Below are 15,973 nucleotides of genomic sequence, written 5' to 3' on the forward strand. Positions count from 1 at the left end.
TTAATTTCCTCTTGAAGTAAATCCTTGATATATTAATAAACTAGCAGCTACACTTGCATTTAAACTTTGAACATGTCCTACCATTGGAATAGTTAACATTTCATCGCAAGTTTTCTTCAAAAGTGGAGAAATTCCTTTACCTTCATTTCCTATTACCAAAGCTGTTGCTCCCTTAGCACTCCACTTTCTAAAATCAGTACCTTTCATATCAGTCCCAAAGATCCATACTCCCTGTTCTTTTAATTCTTTAACAGTTTGTACTAAATTTGTAACTCTCACAACAGGTACATGTTCAATAGCACCTGTCGAAGTTTTTGCCACAACTGAAGTCAACTGCACTGCACGTCTTTTGGGAATGATAATTCCATGAACTCCTGCTGCATCTGCGGTCCTCATAATTGAACCTAAATTATGTGGATCTTCAATTCCATCTAAAATCAAGAAAAAAGGATCTTCATTTTTACTACGAGCTTTTTCAAACAAATCATCAATTGTAGCATAACTATATGATGCTATAGCAATCACTACACCTTGGTGATTTTGTCCATTTACTAAATTATCAAGTTTAGTTTTAGGAACTCTAGAAACTACTAACTTTCGGGCTTTAGCTAAAGTATATATTTCCTGAATAGCATCCGCCTTTAATCCTTCTTGAACAAAAACTTTATTAATATTGCTATCTTTCTTTTTTAAAGCCGCCATAGCTGGATGACGTCCAATAATAAAATCTTTTTGCTCTTCTTTCATTATTTCCCTTCTTTCTCTACTGTATTAATACACCAATCTGCTAATTCCTCTAATCTTTCGATTTGATCACTTAGATATAGATAACCAAATAATGCTTCGAAGCCTGTAGAAATTCTGTAAGTTACAACTGAAGTATTTTTTGCAGAAGTATGACTTTTGGCATTTCTACCACGCTTAAAGAATTCTAACTCTTCATCATTCAAAACATTTTGCTCTTGCATTTTTTCGATTAAAAAAGCTTGTGCCTTTGCAGATACATAATGAGTAGCCTTGTGATGTAGCTTTGTTGGTTTAGTTAAACCTTTAGCTAATAAATGTCTTCGAATATAAATTTCATAAATTGCATCGCCCATATATGCTAAGGCAATCCCATTCATTTGATTATAGTCTACATCTTCTTTAATCATTTCTCTTCCACCTTGTACCTTGTGCTGTATCTTCTAATATTATTCCTTGTTCTTTTAGTAGATCTCTTATTTCATCGCTACGTTTGAAGTTCTTATTTTTTCTTGCTTCATTTCTTTCTTGGATAAGTTGTTCAATCGTATCATCTAACAATTCTTTTTCTTCACTAAAACTTATACCAAAAATTTCTACGACTTTCTTATAAGTGTTAATTAAGTTATTAATAGTATCAGTATATACCTTTTCTTTTTCTGAATAGATATTTAGTTGTTTAGCCATTTCATAAATAACAGAAATCCCATTTTGTACATTAAAATCATCATCCATAACTTTAACAAAATCTTTTTCAAGATTAGCAAAATTAACTTCTACTTCTTTATCGTTTCCTTCTACACTATCTTTTAAACGATAACTTAAGTTTTCATAAGCTGTTTGCAATTTATTTAGATTAACTTTTGCTTCATTTAAATTAGCAGAACTATATCGGATTGGTCGACGATATTGAGTTGTTGACATAAAGAATCTAATAACTTGAGGGTTTACTTTCTTTAGTAAATCATGTACTGTTACAAAATTTCCTAAAGATTTACTCATTTTTTGATCTTCTTCACCAATTGTTACAAATCCATTATGTAACCAATATCTAGCAAATTTTTTGCCAGTCTTTGCTTCACTTTGTGCAATCTCATTTTCATGATGTGGGAATTCTAAATCTTGTCCTCCAGCATGAATATCTATTGTATCTCCTAAATATTTAGTAGACATTACTGAACATTCAATATGCCACCCTGGACGTCCTTGTCCCCAAGGAGAATTCCAAGATATTTCTCCTTGCTTTACTTTTTTCCAAAGAGCGAAATCTAATGGATCTTGCTTTTTATCTTGGTCGATATCATCGACTCGGCTACTAGCACCTTGTTCTAGATCATCTATTAATTGTCCAGATAGTTTACCATAATCTTTAAACTTTCTAGTCTTATAATATACATCTCCAGCAGATTCATATGCATATCCTTTTTGCACTAAAACTTCAATAAACTTGATAATATCATCCATATTATCCATTACTCGAGGATTCAATGTAGCTTTCTTTACATTCAAAGCACTTGTATCTTCATAAAACGCATTAATAAATTTCTCAGTTATTTCTTTAACTGAAAGATTCATTTTTTGACTTGCTTTAATGATTTTATCGTCAACGTCTGTAAAATTCGAAACATAGTTTACTTCAAAACCACGATATTCTAAATAACGTCTGATTGTATCAAAAGCAACCGCACTTCTAGCATTACCAATATGAATATAGTTATACACTGTTGGGCCACAGACGTACATTGTCACTTTTCCAGGATTTAATGGTTCAAATTTTTCTTTTTGATTAGTTAATGTATTATACAATTGCAACATCTAATTCATCACTCCTAATCTATTAAAACGTAATAATATATCACAATTAACGTTTTTCTTAACTCTTAACTTAATAATAAAACATAAAACAAAAGGTTGCGACAAAAATATGCCTCAACCTTGTCTCATTTTAATTATACTATATCTACACGATTAGTTCATTTCTTCTAAAGTTTGCTTTAGATGTTTCAATGCCTTTTCACGACCTAATAATTCGATTGATGGTGCCAATTCTGGGCCATGCATTTCGCGTGTTGTTGCGATACGGATAGGCATGTAGAGTTTACGTCCCTTAATTTTTGTATCCTTTTGAATAGAACGAATTGTATTTTGAATTTCAACAGCATCAAAGATTGGTAAATCTTTAACACGTTCAGCAAATTCTTTTAGTACAATTGCAGCTGATTCATCAGCTAATTCTTTTTTAGCATCTTCACTTAAAACAGGTGGTTCATTAAAGAATACATCTGCCATTTCTACAATTTGTCCTGTATAAGACATTTGTTGTTTGTAAAGACTAATTAGTTTTCTAGCCCATTCAATTGTATAAGCATCCGGATCAGCTTGTACTTTACCAGCCTTAATTAATTGACGTAATGAAGAATCCATAATTTCATCTTCTTTAGCAGCCTTTACATATTGGTTATTAATCCATTCTAATTTCTTACCATCAAATGCTGCTGGAGATTTGCTCAAACGTTTTGCATCAAACATCTTGATGAATTCTTGTTTATTAAAGATTTCTGATTCGCCAACAGGAGACCAACCTAATAAAGTAATAAAGTTAAACATTGCATCAGGTAAGTAACCTAGTTCACGATATTGTTCTATAAATTGAAGCACTGTTTCGTCACGTTTACTTAACTTCTTACCAGTTTCAGTATTAATAATTAAGGACATATGACCAAATTCAGGTGCTTTCCAACCAAATGCTTCATATACAACTAATTGCTTTGGTGTATTAGCAACATGATCATCCCCACGTAATACATGAGTAATTTCCATTAAATGATCGTCTACTACAACAGCAAAGTTGTATGTAGGCATACCATCACGTTTTTGAATAACGAAATCTCCACCAATTGTGTCAGATAAGAAGCTAATCTTTCCCTTTACAATGTCATCCCATTCGTATGTCTTGTTGTGTGGCACACGAATACGAACAACTGGTTTTAATCCCTTAGCACGTGCTTCATCTTGAGCCTTCTTGATTTCTTCTTTAGACATGCCTTCATATTCATAGACATAACGAGGAGCTTCTCCTCTAGCTTTTTGTTCTTCACGTTGAGCTTGTAATTCTTCCTCTGTCATGAATGATTCATAAGCTAAATCTTTATCTAATAATTCTTGAATTAATGGCTTGTAAATATCTTTTCTTTCAGATTGACGATATGGTCCGTACTTACCTGGCTTATCAGGACCTTCATCCCAATCAATACCAAGCCACTCCAAGTTATCCATTTGGCTCTTTTCACCATCTGCAATATTACGCTTTGTATCAGTATCTTCGATTCTTAATACAAAAGTTCCTTTATTATGTCTTGCAAATAAATAGTTAAATAAAGCTGTTCTTGCGTTCCCAATATGCAAATGTCCAGTTGGACTTGGAGCATAACGTACACGTATCTTGTTTTTTGCCACTTTAAAGCACTTCTTTCTTTAATAATTATCTATTAATAACATTATGATTATAGGAATAATATCATAACTCATACTCTTACCATTCTACAATGATTACTGTAAAAAATAAACTATTCCATGGTATTTATTCTTAGTTTTTCTCACGTAATTCTCTTTTAGAATGTGTTGGCTTTGCAAAAATCATTCTTCCAGCATCCGTCTGCAATGCACTAGTTACTTCTACCTCAATAGGTTTATTAAGGTAATAACGTCCATCTTCAACCACTATCATTGTTCCATCATCTAAGTATGCAACACCTTGTTGTCTTTCTGTACCATTTTTTATAACTGTAACGGTTAATTTTTCCCCTGGAATAACACGTGGTTTTAATGATTTAGCCAAAGCATTTACATTTAAAACTTGTACATTTTGAAATTCACTAACTTTATTTAGATTGTAATCATTTGTTACTATGACTGCATCTAAAACCTTTGCTAATTTTATAAGCTTACTGTCAACTTCTTTTATATCTTCAAAATCTCCCTCATACATTTTTACAGGAACAATTTTTTCTGAACGTAGTTTATTTAGAATGTCCAAACCTCTACGTCCTCTAACTCGTTTAATACTATCTCCTGAGTCAGCAATATATTGAAGTTCATATAATACAAAATTAGGAACTACTAATGTACCTTCAATGAAACCAGTTTTTGCTAGATCATAAATTCTCCCATCTATCAAAATGTTAGTATCTAACAACTTGTATTTGTGGAAATTTTCGCCAACTTTTCTTTCTAAAATCTGAGTTTTATCATCTTCCACTTTTCTTTGTCGTAAATTAAATAATCTCTTTAAATTTCCAAAGCCTTCTTTCCCAACAACATATCCCAGATACCCTAATAAAATCATTAATACAATCGGCAAAATGGTATTGATGAAGAATACATGTGATCGATTAAATATCGTTGAAATTAAAGCTGCTACAATTAATCCCACTGTGATTGACAAGCTCGTTGAAATAATTACTTCCGGCTTTTGTCTAATCAAATTTTTCTCTATTTTTATGATTACTCGCTCAATAGCATCTATTAAGAAAATCGCTAGTATTTCCATAATAATCAAACCAATAATAGCATTAACCAACCCATTAGTTAACCAGCGATTACTTCCAAGTCCTATCAAGCTCCATAGCTCTGGTAGAAATGTATATCCTGCACCTACACCTAAAATAGCTAATATTAATCCTATGATTCTTTTTCGCATTTAAGCACATCCTTTCTATCAATTTTTAACTAAAAATTAGTTTTAATGCTTGATTTAGTGTACTTACGCCTACTACTTCAATCTCTTTTGGAGGCATCCAACCATCTAAGTTGTTCTTTGGTAAAAATACTCGCTTAAATCCTAGCTTAGCAGCCTCAACAACACGCTGTTCAATACGATTAACTCGTCTTATTTCACCAGTTAATCCCACTTCCCCTATAAAACAGTCAGTTGGTCTTGTTTCTGCATCGCGATAACTAGAAACTAAACTAACAGCAATGGCTAAATCTATTGCTGGCTCATCTAACTTCACTCCACCAGCGGCCTTCAAATAAGCATCCTGATTTTGTAATAACAAACCCGCTCTTTTTTCAAGTACCGCCATCAGTAACGCAACTCGATTATGATCTAAACCAGTTGTTGTTCGCTTAGCATTTCCAAATGCAGTCGGTGTTACTAGTGCTTGTAATTCTACCAATATAGGCCTAGTCCCTTCAAGCGAAGCAACGACTGCTGATCCCGTAGCCCCTTTTAATCTTTCTTCTAGAAAAATCTCTGATGGATTAGCAACTTCGCTTAATCCTCCATTTTTCATTTCAAAGATTCCAATTTCATTAGTTGAACCAAATCTATTTTTAACAGCTCGTAAAATTCTAAATGTTCTATGTTGATCTCCCTCAAAATAAAGAACAGTATCTACCATGTGTTCTAAAATTTTAGGCCCTGCAATTGCTCCACCTTTAGTAACATGTCCTACAACAAAGACAGTTATTCCATTAGTTTTCGCAATTTGCATCAAATCTCCAGTTACTTCCCTAATTTGAGAAACACTTCCAACTGCGGCTGTCATTTCTGGCTCCTGCATTGTCTGCACCGAATCGATTACAACAAAATCAGGCTTTAAAAGTTCAATATTTTTTCTAATACTATCCATATCTGTTTCGGGATATAAATATAGTTCAGTTCCATGAACTCCTAAACGATCCGCACGTAATTTAATTTGAGTTGCACTTTCTTCCCCAGAAACATAAAGAACCTTTTTCCCGAGAGTAGATAATTGCCCAGAAACTTGTAGTAATAATGTAGACTTACCAATACCTGGATCTCCACCAATTAACACTAAAGATCCTGGAACGATTCCGCCACCTAAAACACGATTCAATTCTTCTAAATTAGTTTTAAATCTTGGAGTTTCTACAGTAGAAACATCATCAATTAATTTAGGTTTCACTGTTGTACCAGAGATACTAACTCTAGGCTGTGCTTTAGTTGAACTTTCCCTTTTCTCTATTTCCTCTACCAAGCTATTCCAAGAACCACAATTAGGGCAGCGTCCTAAATAGCGTGGAGAGATATATTCACAATTTTGACAAACATATCTTGTCTTAGTTTTCGCCAATACATTCACCTTCCAAACTATTTTCCAGAAGATCCAAATCCACCAGTTCTAGTTTCCTTTCCACCTTCATCATTGTCAGCTACTAAATATGGTAAGAATATACCTTGACCTATTCGATCACCCTTTTTTATTAATTGATCTTTTAGTCCAAAATTAACTAATTGTACAAAAATTTCACCCTCATTATTAGGATTATTATAATAATCAGCATCTATTATTCCCACACCATTAGGTAGAATTAAACTTCTTTTCAATGGACTACTAGAACGATTAGCTAACATTAAGAACTCATCATCTTTCATGTATGCCTTAATTCCAGTAGGAACTAGAAAAGGTTTTAAACATTTTTGTCCTTCTAATAATTCTGTTTCAGTTATATTTTTTTGTTTATACAATGCATATAAAATTTTCAAAAAATTAAATTTCCAAATACTAGGTAATAAAAAATCTTCTGCAGCAAAAAAATCATATCCTGCAGCATTCTTTGTCATTCTGACTGGAAGTTTTACTCCACGGTCTTTATATTTACTTACTACTTCAAATCCTCTTTTCATTCTTGTTAATCCTCTCTAACTAATATACTTTCTATTTTATCATACCATTAATTATTAAAAATTATACAAAACCCACTAAAAGCCTTTATATAACTACCTTTTACCCCTCAACTACTCTTGACAGTCTGTAATGCAGTCTATTAATTCAAACTGATATATCTAGCAAATTCATCGCCTATCTTGTCTTGTTTATCTTTCATAGCATGAGTATATATATTAAGTGTTGTTTGTACGTTGCTATGACCTAATCTAGCTTGTACTTGCTTAATATCCATACCAGAGGCAAAAAGTAATGTAGCGTGAGTATGCCTAAAACCATGAGTAGTTATAGGATAGATACCGGCTTTATTTGCAATTAACTTAATATCGTATGCTATTACAGAGTTAAATATAAAACTATTCTTATTACTGTTAAAAATTAACTGATGCTTATTCATTGAGTTAATGCCTAGCTTTAATAATTGTTTTCTTTGCTCAAGTTGCCAAGATTTTAATATTTGAATTGTTTCAACATCAAGGCTTATTTTTCTAACGCTTGCTTTAGTCTTAGGCACTTGAATTTCAAGACCTTTTTCAGTAGATGCAAGAGTTTTATTAATATCGAGAATATTATTCTTAAAATCTAAGTTATGCCACGTTAGAGCCAAGCATTCGCCTACTCTCATGCCAGAATAAGCAAGTAGACGGAATAGAGCGTATTTTTTTAAGTCAAAATCATTTTTAGCAGTATCAAGGAACTTTTTTAATTCATCACGACTATAAAAATTAGCATGTTTTTCTTGTACTTGCTGCATTAACTTAGGTTTAATCACATAAAGCATTGGATTGCTTTCAATCATGCCAAGTCTTAGAGCGTAATCAAGTATATTTTTAACAATGCTAATTGAATATACATAAGATTTAGGAGCAGTTTTAAAAGTTTTATTAGTAAAGTCTTGGCAATGCCTTAATGTTATTTTATCTACATACATATCTTTAAAATATGGACGTACGTATTTATTTACCCTTACTTTTATATTGTAAAACGTTGATGCCTTAACCCTTGTTTTATGCAATTCTAACCATTCATCTAGGACATCGCCAAATTTGCCACTTTTCACATCTTTAAAATATTGGTTAGTGCTTACCAAATACTCAATCTTTAATAACTCAGTCTTTGCAGCCTTTTCACTTGTAAACCCTTGACGCCTTATATAACGTTGTTTTCCTGTTAATTCATCTAATCCTGCATAGTAACGGAATTTATACAGTGTTTCATTATCCTTGTTTGTATATCTAATTATTTTAGTCATTATAATCAATCCTTTTTGTACTGATACCCTACTCATACAAAAACAGAATTGTAATCTTAGCTGCAGGCGATGAAACAGAGAAAACAGAGGGACTTAAAAGCCTAAATTATCAATTAAAACATTATCAAATGTAATATGATTTTTTTCCAAACATTTTTCTATATGTTCCTCAATCATTGAACGTATATCAAGGGTAAAACCATAATTATTATTGGTAGCTTTAGATATGTATTCTATTAATTCATCAGGTAAATATAAATTTAATAGGACATAATCATCATCAAACGGCGATTGTTCAATACCATCAAAAATATTATTAGTATTAGGTTTTTGAAAAAATTTAGCATAATTCTTGTCAGAACATAACCATAGTTCAAATTTATCTACCCTATCGTTCAATGTGTCTCTAAATTCTACAAATATATCTATATCTAGTAGAGGATTATTTTTATCACGTCCAGAAGTTTCAATAGCATTAGGAACAACATTGATTTTTACATCTAAAGGTATATACTCAAAAAAATCTTTCACATCAACTTTCAAATACTGACATAGTTTATCAATAGTTTCAGTTTGTACCATGCTACTTTGGTTATTAACAATTTTAGTCAATGTTGACCTTGATATACCAGTATCTACAAATACCCTACTTATTTTTAAATTTCTTTCGCCTAACAACTTATTTAGGTTATATCTAATCATTTATAGCACCGCCTTTTTACTTATATTGTAGTGTTAAGACGACATTTTGTAAATAATAACATTATTTTCGTTGATTAATGCAATCATTATGTATATAATATAGTTGTAATTTTGTAGTGTATAAACTACAAAATAAGTATCATAATATATTTTAAGGAGTGATAACGATGAATAATAATCTATCTGAGATTTTAGGGCGACAAAAGAAAAGTATTTCAGAAGTTTCAAGAAACACAGGACTTTCAAGAAGTACATTAACTAAACTTTATTATGAAAAAAGCAAGGCTATTAATTTTGATACTTTAAAAAAACTATGTATTGAATTAAATGTAACGCCTAATGATTTATTAATAAAAAGACAGTAAGGAGGCTTAAGCATGCTAGACCTAGTATTTTACACAGATAACACTCTAAAGGCTGAACCATACACGACGCCAGAAGTGATTGCAGCTAATACAGGAACAAAAAGAAAAAGTATTCTTGATTTAATTAACCGAAACAAAGAACATTTAGAACGTTTTGGGGTTTTGCGATTTGAAATGGCTAAACCCCCTAAAAATTCTAAAGGAGGTAGACCAAGAAAAATCTATCACTTGAACGAGCAACAAGCGACCTTATTAATTACATTCTTGGATAATACGCCACAAGTTGAATTATTTAAGGTTGCCTTAGTCAAACAATTCTATGAGATGAGAGACGAGCTAACCAAGAGAAACATTAACAGAGCGATAGAAAAGCCAGTTAAAAAACTCTAATGGATTGCATTAAGAAGTGGAAATATACCAGTAAACACGCTTATAGCAACATCAACAGACTATTAATCAAGGGTGCTACTGGATTAAGTATTAACGCACTTAAGAAAGAGCGAGGCGATGCAAAAGTAGCCCTAGACTTGCTAACATCGCAGGAACAAGAGAAATATAAGCAACTGGAACAAAAAGTAATTGCCTATATTGAGGCTAATTTTGATTATCAACTAATAAAAGCCCTACTAACAGGCAAAGAAATTAAATTCATATATCAAGGAGCGATGCAAGATGACAAACTCACAATTAGTTAAAGAGATATTTAAGTCTTATACTAGCTTAGCTATTACCATTCGTAACCTAGAACAATATAATTCACTACCTAAGGAGCTAAGCGAGCTTTTAAACAAGGATATAGACGATTTAGACGTGAATATTAGCTTATTAGCAGCAAACATTACAACAAAAGATTAAAGGAGTACTAAACATGAGAGATATTGAATTAACAGATACATTAGACTTTTTCAGAACGGATATTATGACATTACAGAGATTATTATTTAACACGGTAGAGAATATCAGTATTAACGATAAAGAAAAAGCATTTTCTAAAGACGTTGAAACAATGTTGTACTTAATTGATAAGTTAGGCGAAGAAGTAATTGCCGTAGCTGCAAAAGAAAAAAATAATGGCAATGTTTTAATAGATGACTTATCTACACTTACAGAAAAAATCATAATATTAGAGTCATTTTTAACTGATACCCTAAAGCAAATTGATAGTGAAAATAAAGATGATGCACTCACTGGAGACATCGCCAAAACATATTACTTAATTGACCAATTAGATAAAGAAGTATCTAACTTAGATATTGAAATAAGCGAAAGACTTTAAAACATCAAAATAATAAACTGATACCCCACTCATTCAAGAACAGAATTACATTCAGTTTTTGCAGTACTAAAAAGTCATAGTCATATTTGTCAGATATAAAAAATATACTCATAAAGGAGCGATAAAGATGCAAGCAATACAAGAGCCACAACAAGCAGCGATGCCACTCATTAAGGTATATCTTACAGACGTTCAATTTGAGGAGCTAAAGCAGGTATTAAGTGCCAACATTAGTGAAGATTTAATTAGAGCAATCGTAAAAGAAGAAATAGAAAATGACAATTTGAAAGCCCCCTACTTAAAGCAAAAGGACTTTGCTCAATGGATAGGCGAAAGCGTAGCAACAGTAAACGAGCTAAGGGCTAAAGGCTTGCCAGTATCCTATGCTTTAGGGTCGGTCAGATATGGAAAGCAAAGTTATATAGATTTTATGAAATCAAGAGAAAACTTAGGATAGAGAGGAACTAAAACCATGAAAGAAATAGAACAATTAGAAAACACAATTAATAATATCAACATCTTAAATGACTTGTTGAATGAAAAATTATGCTTACTCGACCAAAAAACAATGAATATGCCACAAAAAGACGAAGTAACGAAATTATTTAACGCCGTTATTTTGTTAAGTGAAAAGATTGATGATGAAATTCAAACAGTAAAAGGAGGCGATGACTGATGACAATTAACGGAATACCTACATCAGATAAACATATAATTGTTATTTACAATTTATTATTAAATGCTACCCTAGAAAAGCCAATTAGAACATCTTACCTAAAGGCAGCTACAGGACTAAATGAAAGAACTATCAGAGATAGAATTAATAGGCTTGTTTTTGATTATGGAATACCTGCAGGAACTACACGAACACAAAACGCAGGCTATTTTATCGCCAAAACAGAAGAAGAGTTAAAAGCTATCTATTTGCCAATATTGGCACAAGGTAAAGAAGAACTTAGACGAGTAAACAAGCTAAAAGAAAACTTTACCAACTGGAACAAGGAGGAATAAAAGCAATGCCAATATATACACTTAATTTAATACAATATATCACATTGATATTTTTGTCTGTTGTTACTGGATATACATTACATGGAATAGTTAGAGCAATTAAGGACGGTACTTTTTTTGATTGAGAGCAAAAGAAAAAGAGCTTATGCAGCTAGAGACTGAATAAGCTCAAGAATAAAATACCTTAAATAACTACAAACAAATATTAATTCATTTGTGCTTTTTGATTATAACATACATGAATAAACCTAAACAGAGTGTAATTAAATACACTCTTTTTTTAAGAGAGGAGCTGCAGCGATGCAAGAAAAAGAAATACTAGAACTAAGTAAAGATATTAATAACTACATTATGGACTTTGACTATTGCTATAACAATGTAGAAACATTAAAAGACTTAGGCAAAGAAATAGATGACTTAAGAGAACAAATAAACAGATTAGAAAAGACTGATACAAATGATTTTCATCTTGAGAGACTGAAAGAAATCCACGATATGAATGCAATCTCATACGATGAACTACTTGCCCTACATAAACAGAACCTTATTATTTTATGGCAGGAAACAAGCAAGATACTTAAGACAATGAATAAAGTAAGCGATGAGGATTTAAGAAATAACTATCCAGACCTTGATATACAAATATTTAGAAAATTACAAGCAAACATCAAGGGTAAAAATAAATTATTCAAGCCCCCTTTTAAAGTACGGCTCAAATACAAAATCAATCAATTATTTAACTGGAGGCGATGCAAGAAGTAACGTTCATTTTAACCTTAATAAATTAGCTTGTAAGGCGTTTTAACTAAAATCAATATAATTACATTCAAACATATTAAAAATAATTAAGGAGGCTATTTAAATGGCTAGAAAAAGAATGCTATCAAGAGAAGTAATAGAAACAGACAATTTTTATAATCTAAGCAAAGATGCACAAGCGTTATATTTACATCTTAATTTAAATGCTGATGATGACGGCTTTGTAAATAATGCCCTTATGACTTGTAGAATGCTAGGGATTAACATTTCAGTGATTAATGAATTGGTTACATTAGGTTACTTAATCAAGGTTAATAATGGCGTGTATTTGATTAGACATTGGCTACTGAATAATAATAAGATACCTAATGATAGATACAAAGAAAGCATTTATAAGGAATTTTTAGACAATAACATTATTTATGACGAAGAAAGCGAAAATAAAATATATGAATTAAGAGAGCCAGAAGAACAGGAGCAAAACAAACATTAATTCATTTGGAAACATCTTGTATACGGAATGTTTACAGGTTGTAAAAATAATGTATACGGAATGTTTACAAAATCATGCTAGATAGAATTTTTTAGTGTTTTTTGTGAACATCTTGGAAACATCTTGTATACATCTTGTAAACATTATGGAAACATCTTGTATACGCAGAATAGAATAGATTAGAGTAGATAAGATTAGAGAAGAGTAGAATAGACCCCTCCCCTGCAGCTTACTACTAATACTAATAACTACTACCCTATATATACTAGTAGCACGTTCAATTTATATAGTATATATATTATATAATAGTGTAACTTTAATAGGTAGGTGCTTAAAATGTTGATATATCAGTGTTTTTATAGCTACCCTATTAAAGTTACGTTGTATCATTTTGTACTTTGCATTGTATCATTTTGATACTTTGCATCGCTCAAGAGGCTAAAAGCCTATATTGGAAAATCTAACATAGGTCATTTTGTTACTTTACAAAAGGTAACCTAAGCGACAAGAGCGACAATTAAAAAAAGAGCTGCAGCACATTCAAACTATTAAAAAATTACTAAGGGCGATGATTTATGGAAACACTAGACTTTTTATTTGATAATAAAGAAGTAGACGAGAAACAGACAATTAAGAACGTCAAAAAATTCTTTGATACTAAATATAATAGCCTATTGGCACTAACTAACATATCCACGCTTAAGGCAGTAGATTATGGCAGTACTAAAGTTAATACATCGCCTAATAACAGTGTAGAAACTATACGAGTAAGACAATTACAGGCTAAAGAATACCTTAAGGCAATTCATGAATGTATCAATAGCCTTGAACCTTTAAAAGCTCAAGTCTTAACGTACAGACTAATAGAACATAGAAAAGTAACGGAAATAATGGAAATAACCAGTTATGAAAAGACAAGGATATATGACTCAATCAATGAGGCTTGTTGTGAGTTTGCTAGTATTCTTAAATTGGTTACTGATATTGATTTAATATCTTACAAGGAGTAATAAAAAAAGCTAACCGTTAAAAGTTAGCTCAATCATAACAATGTTTTAAACATCCACGCTCAAGGGTAAACAGGTCGCAACTGTTTGCCCTTTATTCATATACAATAATACATGTAATAGATTTAAAAGTAAACTTATACCAGTGTACGTAAAAGTACAGTTGTTACTTGGTAGTATGTTTTTTTATTGTCTGAATTGACTAAATAGAGTTATCAGACACGCCCTTATTTAATCCATTAATACAATTACATAGCTTACTAGATTTACAGACGCTTAGAATTAACATGGCAAGAGCCAATAAGCACGTTTTAAGACATTTAACCCCTATCCAGTATAATTACACTCAAGATATATTTAAGGTTGTTATTTGCATGTTTTTTTATCAAATACAAGCAATCAAGAGCATTATTTAAGTTAGACAACCTTACTTATGCAATGAAAAATAAAATCGTTGTAATTTGATTGAGTCAATTCAAGTAATCCAGTTAAGACATCGCCAAGACTGGAGTATATATTGGAATTATGAACGATTTAGAAATTGTAAACCTTGATTTTTAGTATTATCCATTGATACATCAAGCATTTATGGAATTAATCAAGTTTACAAAAGTTTACAATACAGGGCTTTTACTTGCTATATATTAAGAGTACATGCCACAACTACATGCAGGCGATGCCCCTAAGGGTTTATCACAAAAAAGTGAAAAACCTAAAAGACTGCTAGGGCAGATTTGGCAGGCTTAAAAAAGGCTATTAATCTTTTTTGAATAAGAGCTTAAAACCAAGCTCAAGGATAAGACATTTTTGGAATACCCTTAAAATTAAGCTCAATAAGAAAATAGGAAAGCTCAAAATAAAGCCGTACTCTAAAGTACCCCCTATTCAGACAACAAAAAAGCCCCTTGCCACTAAGGCAAAGAGCTAAGAGACTGATATATAAAAGTACTAAACATTAGACATTATAACATACTAAAAATAAAAGGAGCTGCAGCGATGCAACACCTAATATATATACTCATTGATACCATTATAACACAAGTCTATTCTTGTATGAGTAGGGTATCTTTTTTAAGTCTATTTGCAGTCTAATAATAGTCTGTTGACAGTCTGTAATGCAGTCTGTTTTATCCTTAATCATTTAAAAATATCTATAATCAATATCCAAAGAATGTTGATTTAATAGGCTTTTCTTAACTATTCTTAAAATTAAATATTAGCTAAGGTCATTTATTAAAAATTATCGTATTTAACAATAAATTTCATTTTAATTAATAAATTTATTCCATCTTAAATTTTTTCGTGTGCTATACTTTCATTGGGAGGGGTTTCTTATGAACTATATATGGAATAATGACACTTTATCACTTCATGATGGTGATACTCTAGTCGCAGAAATTGGTTTTTCAACTATTGATGATGGCAACACATACGTTGTTGAACGAACATGGGTTAGCGATGCTTACAGAGGTCAAGGAATTGCAGGTAAAATTACCACTACATTTATTACAAGAGTCCAAGAAGAAGGTAAAAAATTATTACCACTTTGCACATACACTAATAAATTTATGCAAAAACATCCTGAGTATGCAGATTTATTAGCTAAAAAATAATTTTCTAATTTTTTCTAACATTATTATTTATCTTTTAGCTAAACTGTCTTACAATTAAA

Annotated in this window: 21 protein-coding genes; 12 read left to right on the forward strand and 9 right to left on the reverse strand. The window is 31.4% G+C overall.

All coding sequences use genetic code 11. From position 1 onward, the window contains the following. From rlmB to PTA89_RS06330, 9 genes are all read right to left on the reverse strand, one after another. Entirely contained in the window at positions 1–747 is a 747-nt protein-coding gene (gene rlmB / locus PTA89_RS06290) for a 23S rRNA (guanosine(2251)-2'-O)-methyltransferase RlmB (RefSeq protein ID WP_003702630.1), read from the reverse strand. Beyond that, complete coding sequence (locus PTA89_RS06295; protein WP_003700685.1) at positions 747–1,154, reverse strand: Mini-ribonuclease 3; 408 nt, start codon at positions 1,152–1,154, stop codon at positions 747–749. The genes rlmB and PTA89_RS06295 overlap by 1 nt, the downstream gene beginning before the upstream one ends. Then, the gene (cysS, locus tag PTA89_RS06300) at positions 1,147–2,559 is read right to left on the reverse strand and encodes a cysteine--tRNA ligase (protein WP_003706513.1); all 1,413 of its coding nucleotides are present in this window, start codon (positions 2,557–2,559) and stop codon (positions 1,147–1,149) included. The genes PTA89_RS06295 and cysS overlap by 8 nt, the downstream gene beginning before the upstream one ends. A 153-nt stretch (positions 2,560–2,712) precedes the next feature. Beyond that, on the reverse strand, positions 2,713–4,200 hold the full coding sequence (gltX, locus tag PTA89_RS06305; protein WP_003700687.1) for a glutamate--tRNA ligase: 1,488 nt from the start codon (positions 4,198–4,200) through the stop codon (positions 2,713–2,715). Between the two features lie 130 nt (positions 4,201–4,330). Next, positions 4,331–5,443 carry a PIN/TRAM domain-containing protein gene (locus PTA89_RS06310; RefSeq protein ID WP_003706511.1) on the reverse strand — a complete coding sequence of 371 codons (1,113 nt, stop codon included), beginning with the start codon at positions 5,441–5,443 and terminating at the stop codon, positions 4,331–4,333. A 25-nt stretch (positions 5,444–5,468) separates the two neighbouring features. Beyond that, positions 5,469–6,842, reverse strand: coding sequence for a DNA repair protein RadA (gene radA, locus PTA89_RS06315; protein ID WP_081538145.1), 1,374 nt, complete (start codon positions 6,840–6,842; stop codon positions 5,469–5,471). 17 nt (positions 6,843–6,859) lie between these two features. Continuing rightward, a complete protein-coding gene (locus PTA89_RS06320; RefSeq protein WP_003706510.1) occupies positions 6,860–7,396 on the reverse strand; it encodes a dCTP deaminase/dUTPase family protein in 537 nt (178 codons plus the stop codon). 140 nt (positions 7,397–7,536) lie between these two features. Beyond that, positions 7,537–8,688 (reverse strand): tyrosine-type recombinase/integrase, encoded by a 1,152-nt coding sequence (locus PTA89_RS06325; RefSeq protein WP_324177066.1) that lies wholly within the window; start codon positions 8,686–8,688, stop codon positions 7,537–7,539. A gap of 93 nt (positions 8,689–8,781) precedes the next feature. Then, the gene (locus PTA89_RS06330; protein ID WP_255820303.1) at positions 8,782–9,390 is read right to left on the reverse strand and encodes a helix-turn-helix domain-containing protein; all 609 of its coding nucleotides are present in this window, start codon (positions 9,388–9,390) and stop codon (positions 8,782–8,784) included. Between the two features lie 167 nt (positions 9,391–9,557). Here PTA89_RS06330 and PTA89_RS06335 point away from each other — a divergent pair, with 167 nt between their 5' ends. The 12 genes from PTA89_RS06335 (at position 9,558) to PTA89_RS06390 (ending at position 15,914) form a co-directional block, all read left to right on the forward strand. Continuing rightward, positions 9,558–9,755 (forward strand): helix-turn-helix domain-containing protein, encoded by a 198-nt coding sequence (locus PTA89_RS06335; protein ID WP_223686847.1) that lies wholly within the window; start codon positions 9,558–9,560, stop codon positions 9,753–9,755. Positions 9,756–9,767: 12 nt separating this feature from the next. Beyond that, complete coding sequence (locus tag PTA89_RS06340; RefSeq protein WP_324177067.1) at positions 9,768–10,145, forward strand: Rha family transcriptional regulator; 378 nt, start codon at positions 9,768–9,770, stop codon at positions 10,143–10,145. Next, a complete protein-coding gene (locus PTA89_RS06345) occupies positions 10,145–10,450 on the forward strand; it encodes a hypothetical protein (protein WP_324177068.1) in 306 nt (101 codons plus the stop codon). The genes PTA89_RS06340 and PTA89_RS06345 overlap by 1 nt, the downstream gene beginning before the upstream one ends. Continuing rightward, positions 10,428–10,610, forward strand: coding sequence for a hypothetical protein (locus tag PTA89_RS06350; RefSeq protein ID WP_087250859.1), 183 nt, complete (start codon positions 10,428–10,430; stop codon positions 10,608–10,610). Before PTA89_RS06345 ends, PTA89_RS06350 begins: the two co-directional genes overlap by 23 nt. 13 nt (positions 10,611–10,623) lie before the next feature. After that, complete coding sequence (locus PTA89_RS06355) at positions 10,624–11,031, forward strand: hypothetical protein (protein WP_324177069.1); 408 nt, start codon at positions 10,624–10,626, stop codon at positions 11,029–11,031. Positions 11,032–11,158: 127 nt separating this feature from the next. Next, complete coding sequence (locus tag PTA89_RS06360; RefSeq protein ID WP_113895760.1) at positions 11,159–11,488, forward strand: hypothetical protein; 330 nt, start codon at positions 11,159–11,161, stop codon at positions 11,486–11,488. A 15-nt stretch (positions 11,489–11,503) separates the two neighbouring features. Continuing rightward, positions 11,504–11,707, forward strand: coding sequence for a hypothetical protein (locus tag PTA89_RS06365; RefSeq protein ID WP_113895761.1), 204 nt, complete (start codon positions 11,504–11,506; stop codon positions 11,705–11,707). After that, positions 11,707–12,042: a hypothetical protein gene (locus PTA89_RS06370; protein ID WP_225415301.1), complete on the forward strand. Its 336-nt coding sequence runs from the start codon at positions 11,707–11,709 to the stop codon at positions 12,040–12,042. The genes PTA89_RS06365 and PTA89_RS06370 overlap by 1 nt, the downstream gene beginning before the upstream one ends. Before the next feature lie 300 nt (positions 12,043–12,342). Then, complete coding sequence (locus PTA89_RS06375; protein WP_324177070.1) at positions 12,343–12,804, forward strand: hypothetical protein; 462 nt, start codon at positions 12,343–12,345, stop codon at positions 12,802–12,804. Between the two features lie 100 nt (positions 12,805–12,904). Further along, a complete protein-coding gene (locus PTA89_RS06380; protein ID WP_324177071.1) occupies positions 12,905–13,294 on the forward strand; it encodes a hypothetical protein in 390 nt (129 codons plus the stop codon). Positions 13,295–13,869: 575 nt separating this feature from the next. Then, complete coding sequence (locus PTA89_RS06385; protein ID WP_324177072.1) at positions 13,870–14,304, forward strand: ArpU family phage packaging/lysis transcriptional regulator; 435 nt, start codon at positions 13,870–13,872, stop codon at positions 14,302–14,304. Positions 14,305–15,635: 1,331 nt separating this feature from the next. Next, positions 15,636–15,914, forward strand: a complete 279-nt coding sequence (locus PTA89_RS06390) for a GNAT family N-acetyltransferase (protein WP_003702618.1) — start codon at positions 15,636–15,638, stop codon at positions 15,912–15,914. The last annotated feature ends 59 nt before the right edge of the window (positions 15,915–15,973 follow it).

Source organism: Ligilactobacillus salivarius, from assembly GCF_035231985.1.
Taxonomy (GTDB): domain Bacteria; phylum Bacillota; class Bacilli; order Lactobacillales; family Lactobacillaceae; genus Ligilactobacillus; species Ligilactobacillus salivarius.